Source organism: Allobosea caraganae (genome assembly GCF_003351345.1).
GTDB classification, from domain to species: domain Bacteria; phylum Pseudomonadota; class Alphaproteobacteria; order Rhizobiales; family Beijerinckiaceae; genus Allobosea; species Allobosea caraganae.
In genome coordinates this window covers 304,046-327,159 of record NZ_QQTO01000033.1, presented here as the reverse complement: position 1 = coordinate 327,159, position 23,114 = coordinate 304,046, and the positions used below count along the sequence as shown (strand labels likewise).

23 protein-coding genes are annotated in these 23,114 nt (G+C 67.4%); 14 read left to right on the top strand and 9 right to left on the bottom strand.

Annotation, left to right across the window (positions count from 1 at the left end):
• Positions 1–85: 85 nt before the first annotated feature.
• Genes DWF00_RS22425 through DWF00_RS22415 form a run of 3 tightly spaced genes read right to left on the bottom strand, consistent with a single transcriptional unit; the run spans position 86 to position 2,731 of the window.
• Positions 86–886: an inositol monophosphatase family protein gene (locus tag DWF00_RS22425; RefSeq protein WP_114831165.1), complete on the bottom strand. Its 801-nt coding sequence runs from the start codon at positions 884–886 to the stop codon at positions 86–88.
• Positions 886–1,884, bottom strand: coding sequence for an inositol 2-dehydrogenase (gene iolG / locus DWF00_RS22420; RefSeq protein ID WP_114831164.1), 999 nt, complete (start codon positions 1,882–1,884; stop codon positions 886–888). Before iolG ends, DWF00_RS22425 begins: the two co-directional genes overlap by 1 nt.
• A gap of 46 nt (positions 1,885–1,930) precedes the next feature.
• Entirely contained in the window at positions 1,931–2,731 is an 801-nt protein-coding gene (locus DWF00_RS22415) for an SDR family oxidoreductase (RefSeq protein WP_245974193.1), read from the bottom strand.
• Positions 2,732–2,846: 115 nt separating this feature from the next.
• Here DWF00_RS22415 and DWF00_RS22410 point away from each other — a divergent pair, with 115 nt between their 5' ends.
• The 6 genes from DWF00_RS22410 (at position 2,847) to DWF00_RS22385 (ending at position 10,096) form a co-directional block, all read left to right on the top strand.
• Complete coding sequence (locus DWF00_RS22410; RefSeq protein ID WP_114831162.1) at positions 2,847–3,695, top strand: MurR/RpiR family transcriptional regulator; 849 nt, start codon at positions 2,847–2,849, stop codon at positions 3,693–3,695.
• A complete protein-coding gene (locus tag DWF00_RS22405; RefSeq protein WP_114831161.1) occupies positions 3,688–5,589 on the top strand; it encodes a bifunctional 5-dehydro-2-deoxygluconokinase/5-dehydro-2-deoxyphosphogluconate aldolase in 1,902 nt (633 codons plus the stop codon). The genes DWF00_RS22410 and DWF00_RS22405 overlap by 8 nt, the downstream gene beginning before the upstream one ends.
• A complete protein-coding gene (gene iolD / locus DWF00_RS22400) occupies positions 5,589–7,424 on the top strand; it encodes a 3D-(3,5/4)-trihydroxycyclohexane-1,2-dione acylhydrolase (decyclizing) (RefSeq protein ID WP_114831160.1) in 1,836 nt (611 codons plus the stop codon). Before DWF00_RS22405 ends, iolD begins: the two co-directional genes overlap by 1 nt.
• Before the next feature lie 17 nt (positions 7,425–7,441).
• The gene (gene iolE / locus DWF00_RS22395; protein ID WP_114831159.1) at positions 7,442–8,341 is read left to right on the top strand and encodes a myo-inosose-2 dehydratase; all 900 of its coding nucleotides are present in this window, start codon (positions 7,442–7,444) and stop codon (positions 8,339–8,341) included.
• 130 nt (positions 8,342–8,471) lie between these two features.
• Positions 8,472–9,272: a 5-deoxy-glucuronate isomerase gene (iolB, locus tag DWF00_RS22390; RefSeq protein WP_114831158.1), complete on the top strand. Its 801-nt coding sequence runs from the start codon at positions 8,472–8,474 to the stop codon at positions 9,270–9,272.
• A 77-nt stretch (positions 9,273–9,349) separates the two neighbouring features.
• A complete protein-coding gene (locus DWF00_RS22385; protein WP_114831157.1) occupies positions 9,350–10,096 on the top strand; it encodes a transporter substrate-binding domain-containing protein in 747 nt (248 codons plus the stop codon).
• Between the two features lie 60 nt (positions 10,097–10,156).
• Here the strand turns inward: DWF00_RS22385 and DWF00_RS22380 are convergent, their stop codons facing one another.
• The 4 genes from DWF00_RS22380 to DWF00_RS22365 form a co-directional block, all read right to left on the bottom strand.
• Complete coding sequence (locus DWF00_RS22380) at positions 10,157–10,852, bottom strand: GntR family transcriptional regulator (RefSeq protein WP_114853075.1); 696 nt, start codon at positions 10,850–10,852, stop codon at positions 10,157–10,159.
• 220 nt (positions 10,853–11,072) lie between these two features.
• Positions 11,073–12,368: a methylaspartate ammonia-lyase gene (locus DWF00_RS22375; RefSeq protein WP_114829608.1), complete on the bottom strand. Its 1,296-nt coding sequence runs from the start codon at positions 12,366–12,368 to the stop codon at positions 11,073–11,075.
• Complete coding sequence (locus tag DWF00_RS22370) at positions 12,365–13,228, bottom strand: metallophosphoesterase family protein (protein ID WP_181832667.1); 864 nt, start codon at positions 13,226–13,228, stop codon at positions 12,365–12,367. The genes DWF00_RS22375 and DWF00_RS22370 overlap by 4 nt, the downstream gene beginning before the upstream one ends.
• Entirely contained in the window at positions 13,228–14,787 is a 1,560-nt protein-coding gene (locus DWF00_RS22365; protein WP_181832668.1) for an ABC transporter substrate-binding protein, read from the bottom strand. The genes DWF00_RS22370 and DWF00_RS22365 overlap by 1 nt, the downstream gene beginning before the upstream one ends.
• Before the next feature lie 162 nt (positions 14,788–14,949).
• Here DWF00_RS22365 and DWF00_RS22360 point away from each other — a divergent pair, with 162 nt between their 5' ends.
• Complete coding sequence (locus DWF00_RS22360) at positions 14,950–15,717, top strand: DeoR/GlpR family DNA-binding transcription regulator (RefSeq protein WP_114829611.1); 768 nt, start codon at positions 14,950–14,952, stop codon at positions 15,715–15,717.
• 100 nt (positions 15,718–15,817) lie between these two features.
• Here the strand turns inward: DWF00_RS22360 and DWF00_RS22355 are convergent, their stop codons facing one another.
• On the bottom strand, positions 15,818–16,495 hold the full coding sequence (locus DWF00_RS22355; protein ID WP_114829863.1) for a GntR family transcriptional regulator: 678 nt from the start codon (positions 16,493–16,495) through the stop codon (positions 15,818–15,820).
• A 189-nt stretch (positions 16,496–16,684) separates the two neighbouring features.
• Between DWF00_RS22355 and aroQ the strand changes: the two genes are divergently transcribed.
• Positions 16,685–17,128 carry a type II 3-dehydroquinate dehydratase gene (gene aroQ, locus DWF00_RS22350; protein WP_114829612.1) on the top strand — a complete coding sequence of 148 codons (444 nt, stop codon included), beginning with the start codon at positions 16,685–16,687 and terminating at the stop codon, positions 17,126–17,128.
• A 78-nt stretch (positions 17,129–17,206) separates the two neighbouring features.
• Here aroQ and DWF00_RS22345 read toward each other — a convergent pair whose 3' ends face one another.
• Positions 17,207–17,878 carry a TetR/AcrR family transcriptional regulator gene (locus DWF00_RS22345; RefSeq protein WP_245974191.1) on the bottom strand — a complete coding sequence of 224 codons (672 nt, stop codon included), beginning with the start codon at positions 17,876–17,878 and terminating at the stop codon, positions 17,207–17,209.
• A gap of 268 nt (positions 17,879–18,146) precedes the next feature.
• On the opposite strand from DWF00_RS22345, the gene DWF00_RS22340 reads away from it, so the two are divergent.
• Genes DWF00_RS22340 through DWF00_RS22315 form a run of 6 tightly spaced genes read left to right on the top strand, consistent with a single transcriptional unit; the run spans position 18,147 to position 23,111 of the window.
• Entirely contained in the window at positions 18,147–18,815 is a 669-nt protein-coding gene (locus DWF00_RS22340) for an amino acid ABC transporter permease (protein ID WP_114829613.1), read from the top strand.
• 10 nt (positions 18,816–18,825) lie between these two features.
• Positions 18,826–19,467, top strand: a complete 642-nt coding sequence (locus DWF00_RS22335) for an amino acid ABC transporter permease (protein ID WP_114829614.1) — start codon at positions 18,826–18,828, stop codon at positions 19,465–19,467.
• A gap of 54 nt (positions 19,468–19,521) precedes the next feature.
• On the top strand, positions 19,522–20,364 hold the full coding sequence (locus tag DWF00_RS22330) for a transporter substrate-binding domain-containing protein (RefSeq protein WP_114829615.1): 843 nt from the start codon (positions 19,522–19,524) through the stop codon (positions 20,362–20,364).
• Between the two features lie 26 nt (positions 20,365–20,390).
• Positions 20,391–21,164 carry an amino acid ABC transporter ATP-binding protein gene (locus tag DWF00_RS22325; protein ID WP_114829616.1) on the top strand — a complete coding sequence of 258 codons (774 nt, stop codon included), beginning with the start codon at positions 20,391–20,393 and terminating at the stop codon, positions 21,162–21,164.
• Between the two features lie 60 nt (positions 21,165–21,224).
• Entirely contained in the window at positions 21,225–22,247 is a 1,023-nt protein-coding gene (locus DWF00_RS22320; protein WP_114829617.1) for a Gfo/Idh/MocA family protein, read from the top strand.
• 30 nt (positions 22,248–22,277) lie between these two features.
• Positions 22,278–23,111, top strand: a complete 834-nt coding sequence (locus DWF00_RS22315; protein ID WP_114829618.1) for a shikimate dehydrogenase family protein — start codon at positions 22,278–22,280, stop codon at positions 23,109–23,111.
• The last annotated feature ends 3 nt before the right edge of the window (positions 23,112–23,114 follow it).

The following is a 23,114-nucleotide window of genomic DNA, read 5'->3' as shown; positions in this document are numbered from 1 at the left end:
TTGATATCCCTGCATTGTCTTCCTCCCGTCTAGGTTTGTTCTTGGTCTTGTCGTTGGCTTGATAGTGATGCTTTGTCGGCAAAGGTCAATTAGTCTTATGCCGGCTTATTATCCCCGTGATCTGCTCCAGTTCGCGCGTCAGGCCAGGCGTGCAGCACAGGACCGGATTGCCCTCGGCGATGCCCTCCCCGCTAAAGAAGTCGTTGACATCGGCGCCGGCCTCGCTGGCGATCACCAGGCCGGCGGCGACGTCCCAGGCATTGATGTGCAGCTCGGCATAGGCCTCGGTCCGGCCGTTCGCGACATGGCAGATGCCGAGCGCCCCCGAGCCGCCGCGCTTGACCGAGGCGCCGACGCCAAGGCCGCGCCCGACCATGGCGAGATAGGTCTCGTTGGCAATGCGGGTGGACCAGCCAAGCTCGATATAGGCCCGGCCGATATCGGTCGCGCCGGAGACCTTGATCGGCTCGCCGTTCATCGTCGCGCCCTGCCCGCGCCGGGCGATATAGACCTCCTCCAGCGCCGGGGCCGAGATGATGCCGATCTCGGGCACGCCGTTGAGCAGAAGGCCGATCGAGACGCACCAGTTGCGGTCGCCGCGGGCGAAGTTCGAGGTGCCGTCGATCGGATCGATGATCCAGACCGCGTCGGCCGCCTCGCCACCGCCCTCCTCGCCGATCACGGCATCATCCGGGAACAGCACGGCGAGGCGCTCGCGCAGGAACTCCTCGACCGCGCCATCGGCCACGGTGAGCCAATCCTGCGCGCCCTTCATGGTGATGCCGAGGCTGTCGCGCTTGTTGAAGTAATCGAGCGCGAGCTGGCTGGCCTCCTGGACGAGGCCAAGCACGGCGAACTGGCGAAGGTCGAGTTCGGCCGGCGTCATCAGAGCGTGTCCAGGGCGACTGCGACAGGCTTGCCGGTGCGCTTCGATTCGGTCGCGGCGTCGGCAAGGATCTGGGCCTTCAGCCCGTCGAGGCCGGTCGGCACCGGCGGCTTGCCACCGCGGCACGCCACGATGAAGGCGTCGAGCTCGGCGCGGTAGGCGGCGGCATAGCGCTCCAGGAAGAAGTTCTGGACGGGATCAGCGCGGAAGCCCGCCCCGGTCGCGATCTCCACCGTGGTCTCGTGGATGTTGCCGGCGCGCAGCATGCCCTTCGAGCCATGCACCTCGATACGCTGGTCGTAGCCATAGGTGGCGCGGCGGGAGTTCGAGATCTGGGCGATGCGGCCGCTCGCGGTACGCATCAGCACGGCGGCGGTGTCGACATCGCCGGCCTCGCCGATGGCGGGGTCGACCAGGGCCGAGCCAACAGCGAAGACTTCGACCGGCTCCTCGGCGAGGAGGAAACGCGCCATGTCGAAGTCGTGGATCATCATGTCGCGGAAGAGCCCGCCAGAGCGCTTGACGTAGTCGACCGGCGGTGGCGAGGGATCGCGCGAGATCACGCTGACGATCTCGATCGCGCCGGCATCGCCCTGGCGCAACCGGCTCTCCAGCGCGGCAAAGTTCGGGTCGAAGCGGCGGTTGAAACCGATCATCAGCGGCTTGCCGGACTGCGCCACCACCTTGAGGCAGCGGCGGATGCGCTCGGCGTCGAGATCGACCGGCTTCTCGCAGAACACGGCCTTGCCGGCCGAGACCGCGGCTTCGATCAGGTCGGCATGGGTGTCGGTCGGCGTGCAGATCAGCACGGCGTCGAGCGTCGCGTCCGCAAGGATGGCGTCAGCCGTCGCGACCTTGGCACCAGCTGTGGCCGCGAGCGAGGCAGCCGCCTCGGCCGAGGCGTCGGCCACCGAAACCAGCGTCGCGTCGGCTCTCGCCGCGACGTTCAACCCATGAATCCGGCCGATCCGCCCGGCACCCAGCAATCCAAATCGCATTGTCGTCTATCGTCCTGAAGTCATGATTGAGTGACCCCGGACCGCATCAATCATGCGCGCCGAGGATGGTCTGATCGAAGTCGATATTGGCGCCGGTCATCAGCCCCGATTCGCCGGAGGCCAGATAAGCGACGGCCTTGGCGACCTCGCGCGGATCGATGAGGCGGCCGAAGGGCCGTCCGGCGGCGGCCTTGTCGAGCCAGCCATCCTGCGCGCCGTGGCGCAGGCGCATGATCGCATCCTCGCCCGGCGTCGCCATCCAGCCGATATTGAGGCCATTGACGCGAATGCGGTGTGACATCAGCCCGTAGGCCGCGTTCTTGGTCAGCGCCGCCAGCGCGCCCTTGGAGATGCTGTAGGCCGAGAGGAAGGGCTGGCCGCCATGGGCCGACATCGACTGGATGTTGACGATCGCGCCCTCGATCTTGTCCCGGCGCATCAGCGTCGCGGCATCCTGGATCAGGAAGAACGGCGCCGTCAGGTTGACCGCCATGATGCGCTCGTAGAGCTCCGGCGTCGTATCGAAGATCGTGCCGCGATCAGTGTCGCCGGCCGCGTTCACCAGGATATCGAGCCGGTCGAAGGCGCGCTCGGCCGCCGGGACGACGGTCCGGACGGCTTCGAGGTCGGCAAGGTCGACCACGTGGAAGCGCGCTTCGCAGCCCCCGGCCGTCAGGCTCGCCGCGACCGCCTCGCCACGCTCGCGATTGCGGCCGGTCAGCAGCAGGCCGCGCGCCCCGCGAGCGGCGAATTCGCGCGCGATGGCCTCGCCGAGGCCTTGACTGCCGCCGGTGACGATGGCGACCTTGCCATTCAGCTCCCGGCTGTAGACGGATGATTCCGGCACCTGACGCGTCGCTCCCATCATCGATACGGCATAAATTTTTTGTTCTTCTTGACTATTGGAATAAACATTCCATTCTCCGCCAGCGCAAGTCAAGGCCACCGGCAACCGGGATAGCATGTCGTCGCAATTTCAGCAGGAGCCGCCCCGGCGGGACTTCGACAGCTTCGTGGCGCTCGTTCGCGAGCGCGGCCCGCAATTGCCGAAAAGGCTGCGGCAGGTCGCCGACCATGCGCTCGCCAATCCCGACGACATGGCGTTGAACACCGCCTCGCAAATCGCTGAAAAGGCTGGCGTTCAGGCGTCCACGCTGGTGCGCTTCGCCCAGGCGCTGAACTATTCGGGCTTCAGCGAGCTGCAACAGGTCTTCCGCTCTCGGCTGCGCGAGCAATTGCCGGATCACCGCGAGCGGCTGGCGGCCCTGCGGGACGAGGGAGCCGCCGGCCCCAACATGGCGCAGGTGCTGCTCGACGGCTTCGTCCAGGCGAGCCAGACCTCGCTGACCCGGCTGCAAGCGACCATCAGCCACGATGCGGTCGACCGCGCGACTACCCTGCTCGCCGAGGCACAGACGATCATCCTCGTCGGCGCGCGCCGGATGTTCCCGGTCGTGTCCTACCTCGCCTATGCCTTCGGCAAGGTCGGCATACGCTGCGTGCTGGTCGACAACGTCGCCTCGCTCGGCCCGGAGCAGGCGGCCATCGCCAGGGCCGGCGACGTCGTGCTCGCGGTCAGTTGCGCACCCTATTCGCCGGCGACGATCGATATCGCGGCGCAGGCCCATGCGCGCGGCGTGCCCGTCATCGCACTCACCGACAGCGCGCTCAGCCCGCTGGCCGAGCGCTGCACGCTCTGGCTCGAAGTCAAGGAAGCCGATTACGGCGCCTTCCGCTCCGTCGCCGCCACCTTCGCGCTGGCGATGACGCTCGCCGTCGGCACCGCCGAGAAAGCCCGCCCCGATGCCTGATCCCACACTCGACCTGATCTCGATCGGCCGCTCCTCGGTCGATCTCTACGGCCAGCAGATCGGCGGCCGGCTCGAGGACATGGGCAGTTTCAGCAAGGCCGTGGGCGGCTGCCCGACCAATATCGCCATCGGCACGGCACGGCTCGGCCTGAAATCGGCGGTGATCACCCGCGTCGGCGACGAGCAGATGGGTCGCTTCATCCTGGAGCAACTCGGGCGCGAAGGCGTCGAGACGGCCGGCGTCGTCATCGATCCCAAGCGCCTGACCTCGCTCGTCATCCTCGGCGTGCGCGACGAGAAGACTTTTCCGCTGATCTTCTACCGCACCGACTGCGCCGATGCGGCGCTGAGCGAGAGCGAGATCAATGAGGCCTTCATCGCCTCTGCGAAGGCCGTGGTGGTCACCGGCACGCATTTCGCCATTCCCAATGCCGCCGCGGCACAAAAGAAGGCGATCGGCTTCGCCCGCAAGCATGGCCGCAAGGTCGTGTTCGATGTCGACTACCGGCCGAACCTCTGGGGGCTGGCCGGCCACGGCGCCGGCGAGGAGCGCTATATCCGCTCGGACAGCGTGACCCAGCACCTGCAGGCGATCCTGCCGGATTGCGACCTGATCGTCGGCACCGAGGAGGAGCTGCATGTCGCCGGCGGCTCGGAGGATACGCTCGCCGCGATCCGCAGCATCCGGGCGCTGAGCGCGGCGACCATCGTCTGCAAGCGCGGACCGATGGGCTGCGTGGTCTTCCCGGCTGCGATTCCCGCCTCGATCGAGGACGGCATCAAGGGGCCGGGCTTCCCGGTCGAGGTCTACAACGTGCTCGGCGCCGGCGACGCCTTCATGTCCGGCTTCCTGCGGGGCTGGCTGCGCGACGAGCCGGTCGAGACCTGCTGCGCCTGGGCCAATGCCTGCGGCGCCTTCGCCGTGTCGCGGCTGCTGTGCTCGCCGGAGAGCCCGACCTTCCCGGAGCTGCAATATTTCCTGGCGAAGGGTTCGTCGCACCGCGCCCTGCGCCACGACGTCGACATCAACCACATCCACTGGGCGACGACCCGCCTGCCGCAATCGGCAACCCTGATGGCGCTGGCGATCGACCATCGCAGCCAGCTCGAGGACATGGCCGACGAGGCCGGCGTGCCGCGCGAGCGCATCGCCCCGTTCAAGCAGCTTGCGGTCGAGGCCGCCGCGCGCGTCGCCGATGGACGGCCGGGATTCGGCATGCTGCTCGACGGCCGCCATGGCCGCGAGGCGCTGTTCCGGGCCGGCGACCACGGCTTCTGGATCGCCCGGCCGCTGGAAGTGCCAGGCTCGCGGCCGCTCAAGCTGGAGACGGACGAGGCCGGCTCGCTTGGCGCGGAGCTGGCCGAATGGCCGGTCAGCCACATCGCCAAGTGCCTGTGCTTCTACCACCCGGACGACGGCGCTGCGCTCAAAGCCGAGCAGGAGCGCGTGCTGAAGCGCGTGGCGCTGGCCTGCCGGCAGGTCGGCCGCGAATTACTGGTCGAGATCATCGCCTCCAAGCACGGCCCGCTCAGTGACGACACGATGGCGGCCGTGATGCGCCGGCTCTACGAGATCGGTATCAAGCCTGACTGGTGGAAGCTCGAGGGCCAACCATCGCCCGCTGCCTGGGCCGCCATCGACCAAGCCATTGCCGATAACGACCCCTATTGCCGCGGCGTCGTACTGCTCGGGCTCGACGCGCCGGCCGAGGAGCTGGAGCAGGCGTTCCGGCAGGCGCAGACCGCCAAGTCGGTGAAGGGCTTCGCCGTCGGCCGCACCATCTTCGGCGAACCGGCGCGGGCCTGGCTCGCCGGCAAGATCGATGACGAGGCGGCGACAGTGATGATGGCGCAGCGCTTCGCGCAGCTCGTCGCCGCCTGGGAGAAACGCTGATGAGCACGATCAGGCTCACCATGGCGCAGGCGCTGGTCCGGGCGCTCGCCGCGCAGAAGACGGTGATAGACGGCGAGACGCTGCCGCTCTTCGCCGGAGTCTGGGCGATCTTCGGTCATGGCAATGTTGCTGGCCTCGGCGAGGCGCTGCACGGCATCCGCGACAGACTGCCGACCTATCGCGCCCATAACGAACAGGCGATGGCACATTCGGCGATCGCCTTCGCCAAGGCCTCGCGCCGGCGCCGGATGATGGCGGTGACGAGCTCGATCGGCCCCGGCGCGACCAACATGGTCACCGCCGCCGCCGTCGCGCATGTCAACCGCCTGCCGCTGCTGCTGCTGCCGGGCGACGTCTTCGCCGGGCGCCGGCCCGACCCGGTGCTGCAGCAGATCGAGGATTTTGGCGACGGCACGATCTCGGCCAACGACTGCTTCAAGCCGGTCTCGCGCTATTTCGACCGCCTGACCCGGCCGGAGCAGCTCATCCCCGCCTTCGAGCGCACTATCGCCGTACTGACCGACCCGGCCGAATGCGGGCCGGTGACGCTGGCCCTGTGCCAGGACGTGCAGACCGAGGCCTATGACTATCCCGCGAGCTTCTTCCGCGAGCGGATCTGGCGGCCGCGGCGGACACGGCCCGATGAGGGCGAATTGGCCGAGGCCGTCGCGCTGCTGAAGGCCGCGAAGAAGCCCTTCGTCGTCACTGGGGGCGGCGTGCTCTTCAGCGAGGCGGAAAGCGCGCTGGCGCAGTTCTGCGAGGCGCATGGCCTGCCGGCCGGCGAGACCCAGGCTGGCAAGAGCACCCTCCCCGCTGCGCATAAGCTCAACCTCGGCGCGATCGGCGTCACCGGCACGGGCGCAGCCAATGCGCTGGCCGAGGAGGCCGATGTCGTGCTGGCGGTCGGCACGCGGTTGCAGGACTTCACCACCGGCTCGCGCACGCTCTTCAACCCTGACTGCCGGATCATCGGCCTCAACGTGCAGCCCTTCGATGCGGGCAAACACGGCGCGCTGCCACTGATCTGCGATGCGAAGGCTGGGCTGGCCGAACTCGACGCGGCGCTCGCCGGCCATCGCGCGCCGCAGGCGTGGAGCGCGAAGGCCGAGGCCGCACGCGCCGATTGGCTGAAGGCGGCCGAAGCCCATACCGCGCCTGGCAACCAGCCCCTGCCGAGCGACGCGCAGGTGATCGGCGCGGTGCAGCGCTGGAGCGAGCCGTCCGACGTCGTGGTCTGCGCCGCCGGCGGCCTGCCCGGCGAATTGCACAAGCTCTGGCAGCCTGGCGCGGCCGGCGGCTACCACATGGAATACGGCTATTCCTGCATGGGCTACGAGATCGCCGGCGGACTCGGCGTGAAGATGGCCGATCCCTCGCGTGAGGTCGTCGTCATGGTCGGCGACGGCTCCTACCTGATGATGAATTCCGAGATCGCGACCTCGATCATGCTCGGCCTGAAGCTGACCATCGTGGTGCTCGACAATCGCGGCTTCGGCTGCATCAACCGGCTCCAGAATGCGACCGGCGGCGCTTCCTTCAACAACCTGCTGGCGGATGCCCGGCACGAGACCCTGCCGGAAATCGACTTCGCCGCGCATGCGGCCTCGCTCGGCGCGCTGGCGCAGAAAGTCGCGGGCGTGGCCGAACTCGAAGCCGCGCTGAAGGCCAGCCGCAGCCACGCGCGCACCAGCGTCATCGTCATCGACACCGACCCGCTGATCTCGACCGGGGATGGCGGCCATTGGTGGGATGTCGCGGTGCCGGAGGTTTCCGCGCGCGCCGAGGTGAAAGCCGCCCGCGAGCGCTACGACGCCGCGCTGAAGCAGCGAGCCTGAACGAAGGACCTGAGACCATGACGATCCGCATCGGCGCCAATCCCATTGGCTGGTCGAATGACGATTTGCAGGAGATCGGCGGCGCGACCTCGCTCGAAACCTGCCTTGCCGAGGCTCGGCAAGCCGGGTTCGAGGGCATGGAGCTCGGCCACAAGTTCCCGCGCGAACCCCAGGCGCTGAAGGCGGCGTTGGCGCCGTTCAACATGGCCTGCATTTCCGGCTGGTATTCGGCCGAACTGCTCAAGCGCGATGCGATTGAGGAGATGCGGCACCTGCGCCCGCATCTCGACCTGCTCAAGGCGGTGGGCTCGACCGTGCTCGTCTTCGCCGAGACCTCGAACGCGATCCATGGCGACCGCTCGAAACCGCTTTCGCAGCGACCGGTGCTGCAGCCTGACGAATGGAAGCAGTTCGGCGAGCGGATCACGCAAGTCGCCGAACGGACGCTCAGTGAAGGCGTTCGGCTGGTCTACCACCATCACATGGGCACGATCGTCGAGAGCGAAGCCGATATCGACGCCTTCATGGCGGCGACCGGTCCGGCCGTGCACCTGCTGCTCGATACCGGCCACGCCACATGGGGCGGCGCCGACCCGGCAAAGCTCGCGACGCGCTATCGCGAGCGCATCAGCCATGTCCACGCCAAGGACGTGCGCAAGCCGGTGATGGAGCAGGCCCGCCGGGAGGGCTGGAGCTTCCTCGACGCCGTGCTCGGCAAGGGCTCCGAGCTTGGCGTCTACACGGTGCCGGGCGATGGCATGGTCGACTACCCCGCCGTCTTCCGGGCCCTGCCGAGCTATTCCGGCTGGGTCGTGGTCGAGGCCGAGCAGGACCCGGAAAAAGCACATCCCCTGACCTATGCCACTAAAGGGGTAATCCATTTGAAGTCGAGCCTGAAGGAGGCTGGACTGATCTAAGTGCGGAACAATTCAAGATCAGTGAAGTTTGAGCCAAGTTCTACGATTTCTGACCACAGATTCTCCATTTTTACCACAAAACTTGACCTGAACTGAGCTCACCTCACGTGGAATGCTCCAGAGGCTGTCTATGTCGAAGCTGCTCATCAAGCCATCCGCACCGGACCGGGATGGCAGGATTCACGAAGTCACCCCACAGACGGCCGGATGGGACTATGTCGGCTTCGAGGTCTATCGCCTCACTGAGGGCCAGGAACTCTCCCGCGACACGGGCAGCCGCGAGGTCTGCATCGTGCTGCTCTCGGGCACGGCTGCGGTTCGGTCAGGCGACAGGGAGTTCGGCGAGATCGGCGGGCGCGCCTCGCCCTTCGAGCCCGATCCCTGGTCCTTCTACGTGCCGGCACGGGCCAGTTGGAGCGTCACGGCGCGCGGCCCCTGCGAGCTTGCCGTCTGCTCGGCGCCCGGGCAGCCCGGCCTGCCGCCACGCGTCATCGCGCCGAAGGACGTCGCCAGCGCGACGCGCGGCCAGGGCAGCAACACCCGCCATGTCCGCAACATCCTGCCCGAGACCGAAGCCGCCGAGAGCCTGCTCGTGGTCGAGGTCATCACGCCCTCGGGCAATTGGTCGAGCTACCCGCCGCACAAGCACGACCGGGACCGGCTGCCACATGAATCGCAGCTCGAAGAGACCTATTACCACCGCCTCTCGCCGCCGCAGGGCTTTGCCCTGCAGCGCGTCTACACCGACGACCGCTCGCTCGACGAGACGATCGCCGCCGAGGATGGCGATGTGGTGCTGGTGCCCGAGGGCTACCACCCGGTCGCGGCGCCGCATGGCTACGACCTCTACTACCTCAACGTCATGGCCGGGCCGAAGCGCATCTGGAAATTCGTCGACGACCCCGCGCATGCCTGGATCGTCAAGACCTAGGGTCGCGGACGGGGCTATGGTCAGCTAGGCTGCGGCGCCGGCCATCCGCGCAGGCGAATCCACAGCGAGAGACCATCATGCAGTTCCGGCCCGATATCGGCACGCTCTCCCCTGCCGTCCTCAGCGAGCTTGCCCCAGGCGGCGTCCTGCGCGCCGGCATCAACCTGTCGAACTTCCTGCTGGTCACAGGCCGGACGGCGGATGGCGACCCGGTCGGCGTCTCGCCCGACATGGCGCGGGCCGTCGCCGATAATCTCGGCGTCGCCATACGCTATGTGCCCTATGCCTCGCCGGGCCTGCTGGCCGACGACGCGACGCAGGACAGATGGGATATCGGCCTGATCGGCGCCGAGCCGCAGCGCGCGGAGGTGATCAGCTTCACGCCCGCCTATACCGAGATCGAGGCGACCTATCTGGTGCCGGCCGGATCGCCGCTGAAGCGCATCGCCGATGTCGACGCTGAAGGCATCCGCATCGCGGTCACCGGCCGGGCCGCCTACGGGCTCTGGCTGGAGCGCAATATCGCCAAGGCCAAGCTCGTGCGCTCGGACACGTTGGACGAGGCCTTGAAGGACTTCGTCGACCAGAAGCTCGATGCGCTCGCGGGGCTGAAGCCGCGGCTGATCACCGACCTCCAGCAGGTTCTGGGCGCGACGATGCTGGAAGGCCATTTCATGACGGTCCAGCAGGCGATCGGCACCCCAAAGGCGAAGGGCGCCGCGCTCGACTACCTGACGAAATTCGTCGAGGCCGCCAAGGCCTCGGGCTTCGTCGCCGGGCTGATCAGCAAGCACGGCGTCGACGGCCTGAGCGTGGCGTCCTGACGGCGGATCGCTTTTGACGAAGGGGCGGAGGTTGCCGACGACGCAGGCTGCCCGCCGGCTCTACTCGAACAGGTCGGCGTGCTCGGCTTCGATGCGCGGCAGGGTGCGCAGGATTTCGGCGAGGTGGTTGCGGATCTCGGCGGCGGCCCGCTCGCCGTCGCGCGCGTCGATCGCCGCCATGATGGCGCGGTGCTGCTCGATCAGCGGCAGCATCGCGCTGCGGTCGGCGATCGTGAGCTGGCACAGCCGGTCCATGTGGGACTTGATGTCGCGCAGCGCCTCCCAGGCCAGCGGGCAGCCGGCGCCGTCGCAGAGCGCGGCGTGGAACATCTCGTCGTAGCGCTGGAAGCTCGCGTGGTCGTCGGCCAGGGCGAAGTGCTCCTGCATCGCCAAAAGCCCGGTGATGCGCTCGCGCACGCCGCCGTCGAACGAGGCGCAGGCGCGCTGCACCACCGCCGTCTCGACCGCCTCGCGCACGAAGCGCGCCTGCATCATCCGGCTCACCGAGATCTTCGCGACGACGGTGCCGCGCTGCGGCAGGACCTGCACCAGCTTCGTCCTGGCAAGGCTGATCAGAGCCTCGCGCGCCGGCTGCCGCGAGACGCCGTGGCGCTCGGCGATGTCGGCCTCGGACAGCCGCGTGCCAGGGCGCAGCTCCATCGCGACGATCGCGCGCTTCAGCTCGGATTCCAGTTGCAGCGCGGTCGAACCCTTCTCGTTGCCGGCGCTCAACACGTGCTCCTCCTTGGCAGCCATATCTGCGCCAACCAAACTGCCATACGATAACATGCCGCGAAATGCCATTGGCGACAACCGAACTAAAGGACATACCGACGTGTGTCCGCCGAAAGCAAGCCTGTTTGCCTGGAGATGAAAATTCGCAGTCGCAGAGGGCGATGACCGGCGAATATTTCTAGGATCGGACAATCAGCGCCGAGATCCGATCACCTTCCCTCTCGGGACGCCATGCGAGCGCTCACGCCGGGCGAGCGAATGGACCATGTCCCGGGAATTCCGAGGCAGGCTGGCGTTGGCCCCCGCCGTGTTCCGAGATCGCCAGTGCTCGCGCCATCTCGTTTCGCACGATCATGAGGCCTTCGTCGCCGCCGAGCCCCGGCTTGGCCAGCATCACCTCGGGGCGGAACGCCAGGCCGATATGGGAGCTGACGCGCGCCGACTGATCGGTCTCGTTGGCGCTGCCGCCCAGGCAGAACGCCATGCCATGCACGCGGCAGGCGGAGATCGCGCTCATGCTGCCGGTGATGCAGCCGAGATCGGGCATCTTGATGTGCAGGTAGTCTCCGGCGCCGGCAGCGGCGAAGGCGGCGAAATCCTCGAGCCTGTTGCACCATTCGTCGACGCCGATGCGCAGGCTGCGCCCCCTGCGCCGCATTGCGGCGGTCAGCTCGACATAGACCTCGATCTGCTCTTGCCGGCTCGCGGCCAGCCATGGGCACTCGATGCGCAGCGCGAACGGCGCGGCGGCGTCGGCGAGCCGCTCGAGGAAATCGAGCAGATGCGCGTCGGGCGCGCGGAACAGCCGGCCCAGATTGCCGCTCATGTCGAATTGCAGGGTGGGATGATAGTCCGGCTCGCCGAGCGCCTGGATGCGCGCGGCCATGCGCCTGATATGGCCGAGCAGCGCCTCGCCGGCCCGCCCGAGATGCCTGTCCGGATCGGTGATGAAGCTGTGCGGCAGCACGTCGACGCGCTTCAGGATCAGGCGGTCGAGCGCCTCGTGATCGTCCATGGCGGCGCAGGCCAGCAGCAGCGGCGTCTCGCGCGGGTCCGGCAGGTTGTATTCCGCGCAGATCAGCCGGGCCATCGGCTGCCGCCGCGCCAGCGATGCCGCGTGCAGGAGCGCCTGCCCGAGGCCGTAGCGGATCGCGACCGGCCAGGGCTCGCCATTCTCCCTGGCGGCATCGAAGCTCTCCGCAAGTCCACGCCAGCCGAGAGCATCAGTGCCGACCAGCCGGTCGCGGAGTTCCGTGCCGAGCCATGGCAGAACGCGATCGGGAGCAAAGGGCCCTTCCCTGCCGGCCGATCCGGCATAGGCGACGTCGACGCAATCGCCGAAGCCGATCTGCCCGTCTTCGAGCCGGAGCATGATCGACAGGCTTTCCGCGGGCTGGACGATCCGGGAGAAGCCCGGGGTGCGGGGTGCGCCCTTCCACGAGAAGCCATCGGCAACCGCGCCGGCGCGGAGCGCGGCGGCATCGATGTGGAAATGGCCCGCGCACCCCTTCGCGAGTAGTACTTCCGTGATCTTCATGGCTGGCTCGCCTCGTTCAGTTCCGGCCAATGACGCGGCGCTTCGCCATGAAGCGCGGCGAGGTGCACCGGGTCGACGGCAAGGGCGGGCTGCGTCGCGACATGGGCGAAGCTGGCATCCTCGCCATCGAGCGAGAGCGCAACGAAGCCGGGGCTGCGCTGCGCGAAGGGCTCCAGGTCATGGCTGGCGCGGCCGACCAGCGCGGTGCTCGGCAGCCATAGCTGTGGCGTGCCGCCCAGGACGACCGAGCGGTGGTGGTGATAATGCCCGGAGACGACGAGCCTCACCCGGCCCCGCTGCGTCGCAGCCGTGAGCCTGGCCTGCGCGGCCCGGCCGACGCAGTTGGGCACCTCCGCTTCGGAGCTCGTCCAGACGGCGAGCGGCTTATGCAGCACCAGCACGACCGGCCTCTGCCCGGCGTCGCGCATGACGTCGTCGAGCCAGGACCATTGCTCGTCCTCGCGGGCGAGACCGGTTCCGAAGAGCTGAGCGTTCAGACCGACGATGCGCCAATCGGCGATGTCGATGGCGAAGCGGTCGGTGCCGTGGGTGGCGAGGAAGGCTTCGACGCGCCCGGCGGTGACGGATTGTCCCATCCACGGCTCGGCGACGTTGTCGCCCACGTCGTGGTTGCCGGGGATGAGGCGGACATCGCCCGGCAGGCCCGCCACGGCCGCCGCGGCGAAGGCCCGGTCATCGGCATCGTCGCAATCGTCGAAGACGAGGTCGCCGGCGACGATCGTGGCGGCCAGCGCCAGGGCTGTGATCTCGCTCCTCACATGGTGCCAGGCCGGCACCGTATAGGCCCGGCGGCGCGACAGATGCGGGTCCGAGAGGAGTGCGACGACAGCGCGCGCCATCAGCCCGCCCTCATGTTGTCGGGCCCGAAATCCATCTGATGGGCGGGGTATGGCCGCCAGTCGAGGTCCGCGCGCAGGCCGTAGAACATGTTCTGCATGAAGAGCAGGACCATCGGCGGATCCTCCCATTCGAGGATGTCGAGCATGCGCGCATGCATGCGCCGTCGCTCAGTCAGGTCGCTCGTGCCGGCGATCCCTTTGCAGAGGCCGTTGAATTCCTCGTTGAACCAGCTGTCCTCGGTGCGCTGCAAAGCGCTGTCAGGTCCGAAATTGCGGACCATGCCGGCCAGCGGATCCGGGAAGAGCATGACCGAGGAGTAGTTGTACATGCCGGAGCCGGGCCGGCGGTACCATTGGGCGTAGTTCTCGACCATTTCGATCTGGACGTTGACGCCGACCGCCTGCCACATCCCGACGAGGGCCTCCGTGGTCTGGCGCTCGGCCAGGTAGTAGGTGCCGGTCGTCCTCAGGGCGATCGGCTCGCCGCGATAGCCGGATTCCTGCACGAGCTTGCGGGCGAGGTCGGGATCGAAGACCGGCGCGCGCCGCTTTTCGTCATAGAGCGCCCCATAGCTCGGGGACTGGAGCCCGTTCGGGATCGTGGTCTTGCCGAGCCAGATCGTGTCGACGAGGAGCTGGCGGTCGACGGCGAGGCTCAGCGCCCGCCGCAGCCTGACGTCGCGCAGTTGCGGATTGTGCTTGGCGTCGAGGATGACCATGCGGGTCACGTTCGAGCCGGCCTCGACGACCTTGAAGCCGCGGCGGCCCTCGATCTCCGTGACGGCGTCGGGGGTGACGTCGGTGGCGATGTCCCAATCGCCCGCGAGAAGGCCGGCGAAGCGCGCCGCCATTTCCGGGACGGCGCGGAAGTTCACCCCCGCCAGTGGGGGCCGCCCGCCCCAGTACTCGTCATGGGCGGTGAGCTTGATGCCGTAGTCGCGCCTCACCTCGGCGATGCGGTAGGGGCCGGTCCCGACCGGCCGCATGGCCCAGCTCTGCCAGTTCGGCGCGGCGCGGAAGGCGGCGGCGCTGATGATCTGGCCGCCCCAGGCCGCGATGCGCCGGTCGAAGACCGGATCGTCGGTGTTGGTGATCAGGCGGACCGTGCGCTCGTCGATTTTCTCGGCGCGCTCGAAGGTCGGCAGGAAGCCCTTGGCCGAGGACCGGCCGGGCGCATTCGGCCCCATCAGCCGCTCCTCGCCGAGCGAGACCAGCACGTCCTCGGCCGTCAGCTCGCGCCCGTCATGGAACTTGACCCCCTGGCGCAGGCTGAACTCCCAGGTCCGGGCATCGCGCTGCGACCAGCGCTCGGCCAGGGCGCCGCGCACTGCCAGGTTGTTGCGGTAGTCGAGCCCGAGCAGGCCCTCGAACACGTTGTACTCCGTGCGGTACCAGACGGAGGTGGTGCCGGGCGTGTCCATCGGCTCCATGGTCGGCGGCAGCGCCTGGGACGCGACCGTAACCGTCCGGCGCGCCTGGGCCCGGGCGCGCGGCGCCGCCGCGAGCGCGATGGCGCCGGCACCCGTGGCGAGAAGCGTGCGGCGTGAGATTTGGCTCATGGCGTCCTCCATCTGAAGTCCCGGCATGGCTACGGGGGCCGCTTGACCTGTCGATGACAGAATGTGACTGGTTATGCCGTCTATTGACCGCTTCATCCGCGCCCGTTCGCCCATGCGAGCAGAAGCGGCCAGGGAACACCGAGCGATGCAGGGAATTGAGCGATGCTTGCCAGCGCCAGACAACAGCGGATTCTGGAACTCCTGAGCGCGGTCGCGGAGGTGGAGGTCGCGGCCCTCGCCGCCGACCTCGGCGTGTCGATCGAGACGGCCCGCCGCGACCTCGTGGCTCTCGAGCAACGGCGGCTCCTGCGCCGGGTTCATGGCGGCGCCGTCGCCCTGCCGCCTCCCAACCTGCCCCCGGTCCAGTTCCGGATGGACCAGGCCGCCGGCGCGAAGGCCGACATCGTCGAGGCGGCGCTGCCGCTCATTCCAGCGGGCAGCCACATCTTCCTCGGAGCGGGATCGACGATGCTGGCGCTTGGAAAGCGCCTCGCCGACCTGCCGGTCCGGACCACCTTCGTGACGAACATGATCGACATCGCGGTGGCCTTGCGCCGGGGCGTCCACGACGTGCACCTGACCGGGGGCGAGATGCACCCGGACACGCATGCGCTCGGCGGGCCGGAGGCGCTGCGCTTCCTCGAGAACCGGCTCTTCGACCTCGCCGTCACCGGCGCCGCGGCGATCGACGCCGAGCATGGCGTGATGGGGCCGACCACCGCCCATGCGGCGATTACCGACATCCTGCGCCGGCGGGCGCGCCGCCGCATGGTGCTGAGCGATCACTCCAAGTTCGGCCGCAGCGACCGCTACCGCCAGGGCGACCTTGCGGAGATCGACGTGCTGGTCACCGACAGGCGCCCGCCCGAGCCGTTCCCGGCGCGGCTCGCCGCGGCCAAGGTCGAGCTCGTCATCGCGCGGCCCCGCTAGAGCCGGATGTCTCTCATCCAAGAGTTAGAGCATGATGTCAGCCGAAAACCGGTGCCCACTTTTCGGCATCATGCTCTAGGCACGCCAAGCCCGCTCACGGTCAAATGAGGCGGTGTTGGAAGGCGAAGTCGAGGCAGCCATGGATGTGGCGCTCCAGGATCGCGTCGGCCTGGGCCGCATCCCGGCTCAGCGCGCATTCCAGCAAGGCCCGGTGCTCGTCGGCGGCGACCGGGCCGCGGAAGATCACGAAGACCATCTGGTAGCGCAGGTAGCGATCGTAGATGCCCGAGTGAAGCTCCAGCAAAGCCTTGGAACCGCAGGCCGAGACGAGCGCCTGATGGAACTCCCAGTCGTAGCGCTTCCATTGCTGGGTCTTGGAATCGTCGCCGGCCAGGAGGCTCGCCTCCATCCGCGCCAGCTTGTGATGGGCCGCGACGACGCGGCCCTCCCATTCCATGTCGCCTGCCTGAAACGACTTCACCAGCGCGTCCTTCTCGATCAGCAGGCGCAGCGCAGCGATCTCCTTCAGATCCTCGGCCGAGCAGGGCGCGACCTGGAAGCCGCGCTGCCCTTCCGCCGTAACCAGCCCCTCAGGCGTAAGTCGGCTCAGGATTTCGCGCAGGGTGCTGATGCCGACGCCATAGACCGGGCGCAGCTTTTCCAGGGTAAGGCGCTGCCCCGGCCGCAACCGCCCGAAGACGATGTCCGAGCGGATCCGCTCATAGGCCTGTTCGCCCGTCGAGATGGGCGCGAGCTCGTCGCCCACCATATCCGTCATCACGTCCGCCATGCTGCTGCACTCGCACCTTTGCGGGGACCGATACTACGAGGCGCGGCCTTCACAAAGCAGGATGGTCGCGCCCGTCAGGGCAAATCCATATCACCAGATGATTTTTATATTATCAGTTGATCTCTCTTTGGCCAGATGTGATCATCAGCTCTGGGCTGGGGCGGCAGGAATACGCGCATGGGCAATCGCATCTACGTTCTCAACGGCCCGAACCTTAACCTGCTGGGCCAGCGCGAGCCGGCCGTCTATGGCACGACCACGCTCGACGAGATCCGCCAGCGCTGCGTGGACAAGGCCGGGGCGCTCGGCTTCGAGGTCGATTTCCGCCAGACGAATTTCGAGGGTGCCCTGGTGGAGAGCGTGCATCAGGCGCGCATCGAGGCCTGCGGCATCATCATCAATCCGGCAGGCTACACCTTCACTTCGGTCGCGCTTCTCGATGCGCTGAAGATGTTCGACGGCCCCAAGATCGAGCTGCACATCTCGAACGTCCACGCCCGGGAAAGCATCTACCACAACTCGCTGATCTCCCGGACCGCGACCGGCATCATCGTCGGCTTCGGCGCGGCCGGGTACGAGCTGGCCATCCAGGCCATGGCCGGGATGGCCAGGCGAAGCTGAGGCCCGCGCACTCACGCCATGGAACCGCTCTTCGCCCCGGCAGAAACGAGATCGATGGCGCGCCGGCGGCCGGGTCCATCAACTGGCGAGCATGCGCAGCACCGTGTCGATGGTGCTCGCCCGCCGGCGCTCGCGGGCGCCCGGCGCGCCCATGTCATGCCCGAAGACCTGCCGGATGCTCGCCCGATTGGAGACGTTGTAGAAGCTGAGCGCGCTGATCGTCAGGTGGATGTCGATCGGGTCGAGCCCCTCGCGGAACGCGCCTTCGCGCCGGCCGCGCTCGTAGATCTCGCGGATCATGTCGATCACGGAGAGGTTGAGCTCGCCGATCTTGGCCGAGTTCTCCAGGTGCCGGGCATGGTGGATGTTCTCGACCATGACGAGCCGGACGAAGTCCGGGTTGTCGGCGTGGTAGTCGAAGGTGAAGCCCGCCAGCGTCGCGATCGCCTCGCGCGGCGGCAGCACTGCCAGATCGAGGCTGCGCTCGAAATTGCGGATGCGGGCGTACATCTCTTCGAGGACGGCGCGGTAGAGCCCCTCCTTGTCGCCGAAATAATAGTAGATCATGCGCTTGCTGGTCGAGGTCTTGGCCGCGATCTCATCGACCCGCGCGCCGCTCAGCCCGTTCTCGACGAACTCGGCGCGCGCGACCGCAAGGATGTTGCGCCGGACGCCCTCGGGATCCTGGGTCCAGCTCGCCGCCTTCCTGCCGCCTGCCCCGCGGGGCTTGGCCGGAGTCATCTCTTCCATGTCGAACCTTCCGGCCGCGGCCATCGTTCCATCGGGAGCGATGGGAAATGGACCATGCAGTTAATTTGACTTGACCAATTGAACCAGTTCGTACAATTAACATCGATCAGCGCTCGCGCAACCTCTTCTGCCGATCGCGATCAAAGCGTCCAAGACGGGGCGCCGCTGCCGAAACGGGACTTGCCGAGACGGGACTTGCCGAGACGGGACTAGCAATGACGGGACTTGGACCGACCCAGCCAGAAGGTCGGCCGTTCAGGGAAACGCCATGAACTACAAGCTCGACTTCACGCCGGTACTGGACGGGCTGCCAAGCCTGCTCATCGCTTGCCTCGGCACGTTCGCGCTGGCGCTGGGCGGCATGGTCCTCGCCATCATCATCGGCATTGGCGGCGTGATGCTGCGCGATTCCCGCATCGCGCCGGTGCGCTGGTTCATCAAGTCCTTCGTCGAGGTGATCCGCAACACGCCGTTCCTGGTGCAGATCTACTTCATCTATTTCGCGCTGCCGCTGGCTGGCCTCAGGCTCGACCCGACGCCCACCGCGATCATCGCGCTCGGCATCAATGGCGGCGCCTATGCGATCGAGATCATCCGCGGCGGCGTCCAGTCGATCGGCAAGGGGCAGATCGAGGCGGGCCTCGCACTCGGCCTGCACAAGGCGCAGGTCTTCCGGCTGATCGTGCTGAAGCCGGCGCTGCGGGCGATCTTTCCGTCGTTGACCAGCCAGTTCGTGCTGCTGACCCTGACGACCAGCATCGCCTCGGCGATCTCGGCCTACGAGCTGACCTCGGTGGCTCAGCAGATCGAGACCTCGAGCTTCCGCAGCTTCGAGGTCTACGGCGTCGTGACCGTGTTCTACCTCGTCATCTCCTGGCTGATGATGCGCTTCTTCGGGATGATCTCGACGCGCTATTTCAGCTATCCGGTCAAGTGAGGAGGGCGTCATGGGCTCAGACGAATTCCTCTTCCTCCTCGCCGGCCTGAAATGGACCGTGGCCCTGTCGGCCGTCGGCTTCCTCGGCGGCGGCATCGCCGGGCTCGCCGTCGCGCTGGCTCGGACATCGGAGATGCCGCTGCTGGAGCGCGTGACGGCGGGCTACATCGCGCTGTTCCAGGGCACGCCGCTCTTGATGCAGCTCTTCGTCGTCTACTACGGGCTGGCCCTGATCGGGCTCAAGCTCGACGCCTGGGTCGCGGTGTCGATCGGCTTCACGCTGCATGCCAGCGCCTATCTCGGCGAGATCTGGCGCGGCTCGATCGAGGCGGTGCCGAAGGGCCAGACCGAGGCCGCCAAGGCGCTGAGCCTGAACTACGTCTCGCGGATGAAGGACGTCATCCTGCCGCAGGCGATCCGCATCTCGCTGCCCGCGACCATCGGCTTCCTCGTCCAGCTGATCAAGGGCACGTCGCTCGCCGCCATCGTCGGCTTCACCGAGCTGACCAGGGCCGGAAACATCATCTCGAACCAGATATTCGCGCCGCTGCTCGTCTTCGGGATCGTCGGCGTCCTCTACTTCATCATGTGCTGGCCGCTCTCGCTCTATGGCGCCCGGCTGGAGCGCCAGTTCGCTGCGACCACACGCTAGCGCCTTACCCAATCACCAAGGCCTCAAGGCCATTTCAACCGAGGGAGAGAGATCATGAAGAAGCAAGCCAAGGGACTGCCCAGCCGCCGCCACCTGCTGCTCGGAGGCGCGCTTGCGCTCGCCGCGCCGGCGCTGCTCTCGCACTCCGCATTCGCGATCACGCCGGCCGAGATCAAGGCGAAGGGCAAGCTCGTCGTCGGGATCCAGGGCGACAACCCGCCCTGGGGTTTCGTCACCAGCGGCGGCAAGCAGGACGGTTTGGACGCCGATATCGCGACGCTGTTCGGCAAGGAGCTCGGCGTGCCTGTCGAGTTCGTGCCGCTCGAGGTCAACAACCGCATCCCGGCGCTGACCACGGGCCGCGTCGACGTGCTGTTCGCGACCATGGCCATGCTGCCCGAGCGCGCCAAGGCGGTGCAGTTCTCCAAGCCCTATGTCGCCAACACGATCGTGCTGATCGGTCCGAAGAAGGACACGATCAAGACCAACGAGGACATGGGCAAGTTCACCATCGGCGTCGCCAAGGGCGCGGCGCAGGACACGCAGGTGACCAAGAACGCGCCCTCCACCACGACGATCCGGCGTTATGACGGCGATGCGCCGAGCATCCAGGCGCTGGTCTCCGGCCAGGTCCAGGCGCTCGGCGGCAATATCTTCTACATGCAGCGCATCGAGCAGGCCCGCCCGGGCGAGTTCGAGAACAAGCTCGAATTCCAGAACCTCTACAACGGCGCCTGCACCCGCCTCGGCGAGAAGGAGATCAACGCCGCGATCAACACCTTCGTCGACAAGATCAAGGCCAATGGCGAGCTGCAGAAGATCTACGACAAGTGGATGAAGGTCCCCGTCCACAAGTTCCCCGACAGCCTCGAAGGCATCGCCTTCACCGCCAGCTGAGCGGCAGAATGGATCGGAGCCCTGAGATGACAAGCCAATCCTCGCATGCGCAAGCAGCGGACGGCGCCATGATCAGCATGGCCGGCGTCGAGAAATGGTATGGCGACTTCAAGGCTCTGACTGACATCAACCTGTCGGTCCGCACAGGCGAGAAGATCGTCCTGTGCGGGCCGTCGGGCTCCGGCAAATCGACGCTGATCCGCTGCATCAACCATCTCGAGGCCTATCAGAAGGGCGAGATCCGCGTCGACGGCATCCTTCTCGGCGACAGGGCCAAGACGATCGACGCGATCCGTCGCGAGGTCGGCATGGTGTTCCAGCACTTCAACCTGTTCCCGCACATGACAGTTCTCGACAACTGCATGCTGGCGCCGATGCGCTCGCTGCGCGCCAGCAAGGCGGAGGCCGAGGCGACCGCCCGCCGGCTGCTGGCCCGCGTGAAGATCCTGGAACAGGCGGAGAAATATCCGGCCCAGCTCTCCGGCGGCCAGCAGCAGCGGGTGGCGATCGCCCGCGCGCTCTGCATGCAGCCCAAGATCATGCTGTTCGACGAGCCGACTTCCGCGCTCGACCCGGAGATGGTCAAGGAGGTGCTCGACACCATGATCGGCCTGGCCGAGGAGGGCATAACGATGATCTGCGTCACCCACGAGATGGGCTTTGCCCGCCAGGTCGCCGACCGCGTGATCTTCATGGCGAGCGGCGCGATCGTGGAGGAAGCGCCGCCGGCCGAGTTCTTCACGGCGCCCCGGCACGAGCGCACCCGGCAGTTCCTGGGTGAGATCCTCCGCAAGCATTGAGTATTGCAAGCAGCGCTGCCGCTCCAACCGCCTGACAGGCAAGTCGTCGAGGAGACCGAAATGGGTGACGTGGAAAGAAGGCCGCTTCAACTCGGCATCCTCGGCGCGGCGAATATCGCCCGCGCCTTCACCAGCGGCGTCGCGCCGTCGACGACCGTGAAGGTCGCGGCCGTCGCCAGCCGTGATGCGGCGAAGGCCGAGAGCTTCGCTGGGGAGTGCGGCATCCCGCGCTTCCATGGCTCTTACGAGGCCCTGCTGGCCGACCCGGCGATCGACGCCATCTACAATCCGCTGCCGAACTCGCTCCACGCCGAATGGTCGATCCGCGCCATGGAGGCGGGCAAGCACGTGCTGTGCGAGAAGCCGCTCGCGACCAGCGCTTCTGATGCCCGCGCCATGTTCGCAGCCGCGAAGCGCCTCGGCCGTCATCTGGTCGAGGCCTATCCCTATCGCGCCCAACCGCAGACGCTGAAGCTGCGCGAATTGCTGGCCGCAGGCGCGATCGGCAAGGTCCAGCTGATCCGCTCCAGCTTCGGCATCACCTTCTCCGACCCGAACAATATCCGCCTGAGGCCCGATGTCGGCGGCGGTGCGCTGCTCGATGCCGGCAGCTATGCGGTCAGCCTCGCGCTCCTCGCCGCCGGCGAGCGGCCGGAGCGGGTCAGCGCGACGGCGCGCTGGAGCGAGACCGGCGTCGATCTGAGCACGGTCGCGACGCTGGAGTTCCCAGGCGGCGCATTGGCGCAGATTTCCGCCAGCTTCGCCACGGCGTTTCATCGTCATGCGCTGATCGCGGGCGATGGCGGCACGATCGAGACGACCTATCTCAACCATCCGCCGGTGGGCGGGCCGCCAATCCTGACGGTGCGGCGCGGCACGACCAACCTGGTCGCCCCGGAGATCGTCGAGGTCGCACCCGGCAACGGCTTCCGGGCCGAGGCGGAGTCGTTCGAGCGGCTCCTGCGGCACGGCCCCGAACAATGGACCGGCGCGACGCCGGCGGAATCCATCGACATCGCGCTGACGCTGGACGCGATCCTCGCAAGCGCCCGCTCCGGCGCCGCCGTGCGCGTGGGCGCCTAGGGCAGCCGGCAATTCGAAAGCGCGTTCGCCATGATCCGCGGCACCACCAAGCTCATCGTCCATCTCGGCTACCCGACCGAGGCGTTCAAGGCTCCGATGATCTACAACCCCTATTTCGAGAAGCACGGCATCGACGCCGTCGTGGTGCCGATGGGCTGCAAGGCGGAGGACTATGTCCGGTTCCTGAAGCTGGTCTTCAAGCTCTCCAACATCCACGGCGCGCTCGTCACCATGCCGCACAAGGTGACGACCATCTCGCTGCTCGACGAGGTGCTGACGACGGCGAAGGTGGCGGGTTCCTGCAACGCCGTGCGCCTGGGGCCGGACGGCAAGCTGGTCGGCGACATGTTCGACGGCGAGGGCTTCGTGCGCGGCGTCCTGCGCAAGGGCCGCAAGCTCGCCGGCGCCCGGGTGCTCGTGGTCGGCTGCGGCGGCGTCGGCTCCGCCATCGCCGCGTCTCTGGCCAAGGCTGCCGTCGCAGAGCTTGCGCTGTTCGACGCCTACGCCCCGCTGGCCATCGGCCTCGCCGAGCGCTTGCACCTGCACTATCCGCTGCTCCAGGTCACGACCGGCTCCGCGGACCCGAGCGGCTTCGATATCGTCGTCAACGCAACCCCGCTCGGCATGAAGGCGGGCGACCCGCTCCCGATGGACGTCAGCCGGATCGCGCCGACGACATTCGTCGGCGAGGTTGTGATGGCGCAGGAAGTCACCCCGTTCCTCGATGCGGTCCGCGCGCGCGGCTGCGAGTTCCAGATCGGCGCCGACATGCTCTTCGAGCAGATCCCGGCCTATCTCGAGTTCTTCGGCTTCCCGACGACCACGCCTGACGAGCTCCGCGCAGTCGCGCGGGTCAGCTATTAGGAG

Bases quoted from the DNA above. Each gene is read 5' to 3' on its own strand.
- DWF00_RS22330 (WP_114829615.1), top strand. From the start codon at position 19,522: ATGAAGAAGCAAGCCAAGGGACTGCCCAGCCGCCGCCACCTGCTGCTC.
- DWF00_RS22410 (WP_114831162.1), top strand. From the start codon at position 2,847: ATGTCGTCGCAATTTCAGCAGGAGCCGCCCCGGCGGGACTTCGACAGC.
- DWF00_RS22425 (WP_114831165.1), bottom strand. From the start codon at position 886: ATGACGCCGGCCGAACTCGACCTTCGCCAGTTCGCCGTGCTTGGCCTC.
- iolG (WP_114831164.1), bottom strand. From the start codon at position 1,884: ATGCGATTTGGATTGCTGGGTGCCGGGCGGATCGGCCGGATTCATGGG.
- DWF00_RS22315 (WP_114829618.1), top strand. From the start codon at position 22,278: ATGATCCGCGGCACCACCAAGCTCATCGTCCATCTCGGCTACCCGACC.
- DWF00_RS22340 (WP_114829613.1), top strand. From the start codon at position 18,147: ATGAACTACAAGCTCGACTTCACGCCGGTACTGGACGGGCTGCCAAGC.
- DWF00_RS22320 (WP_114829617.1), top strand. From the start codon at position 21,225: ATGGGTGACGTGGAAAGAAGGCCGCTTCAACTCGGCATCCTCGGCGCG.
- DWF00_RS22335 (WP_114829614.1), top strand. From the start codon at position 18,826: ATGGGCTCAGACGAATTCCTCTTCCTCCTCGCCGGCCTGAAATGGACC.
- DWF00_RS22375 (WP_114829608.1), bottom strand. From the start codon at position 12,368: ATGAAGATCACGGAAGTACTACTCGCGAAGGGGTGCGCGGGCCATTTC.
- DWF00_RS22345 (WP_245974191.1), bottom strand. From the start codon at position 17,878: ATGGAAGAGATGACTCCGGCCAAGCCCCGCGGGGCAGGCGGCAGGAAG.
- iolD (WP_114831160.1), top strand. From the start codon at position 5,589: ATGAGCACGATCAGGCTCACCATGGCGCAGGCGCTGGTCCGGGCGCTC.
- DWF00_RS22370 (WP_181832667.1), bottom strand. From the start codon at position 13,228: ATGGCGCGCGCTGTCGTCGCACTCCTCTCGGACCCGCATCTGTCGCGC.
- DWF00_RS22325 (WP_114829616.1), top strand. From the start codon at position 20,391: ATGACAAGCCAATCCTCGCATGCGCAAGCAGCGGACGGCGCCATGATC.
- iolE (WP_114831159.1), top strand. From the start codon at position 7,442: ATGACGATCCGCATCGGCGCCAATCCCATTGGCTGGTCGAATGACGAT.
- DWF00_RS22355 (WP_114829863.1), bottom strand. From the start codon at position 16,495: ATGACGGATATGGTGGGCGACGAGCTCGCGCCCATCTCGACGGGCGAA.
- DWF00_RS22365 (WP_181832668.1), bottom strand. From the start codon at position 14,787: ATGAGCCAAATCTCACGCCGCACGCTTCTCGCCACGGGTGCCGGCGCC.
- DWF00_RS22405 (WP_114831161.1), top strand. From the start codon at position 3,688: ATGCCTGATCCCACACTCGACCTGATCTCGATCGGCCGCTCCTCGGTC.
- DWF00_RS22360 (WP_114829611.1), top strand. From the start codon at position 14,950: ATGCTTGCCAGCGCCAGACAACAGCGGATTCTGGAACTCCTGAGCGCG.
- DWF00_RS22385 (WP_114831157.1), top strand. From the start codon at position 9,350: ATGCAGTTCCGGCCCGATATCGGCACGCTCTCCCCTGCCGTCCTCAGC.
- DWF00_RS22380 (WP_114853075.1), bottom strand. From the start codon at position 10,852: ATGGCTGCCAAGGAGGAGCACGTGTTGAGCGCCGGCAACGAGAAGGGT.
- aroQ (WP_114829612.1), top strand. From the start codon at position 16,685: ATGGGCAATCGCATCTACGTTCTCAACGGCCCGAACCTTAACCTGCTG.
- iolB (WP_114831158.1), top strand. From the start codon at position 8,472: ATGTCGAAGCTGCTCATCAAGCCATCCGCACCGGACCGGGATGGCAGG.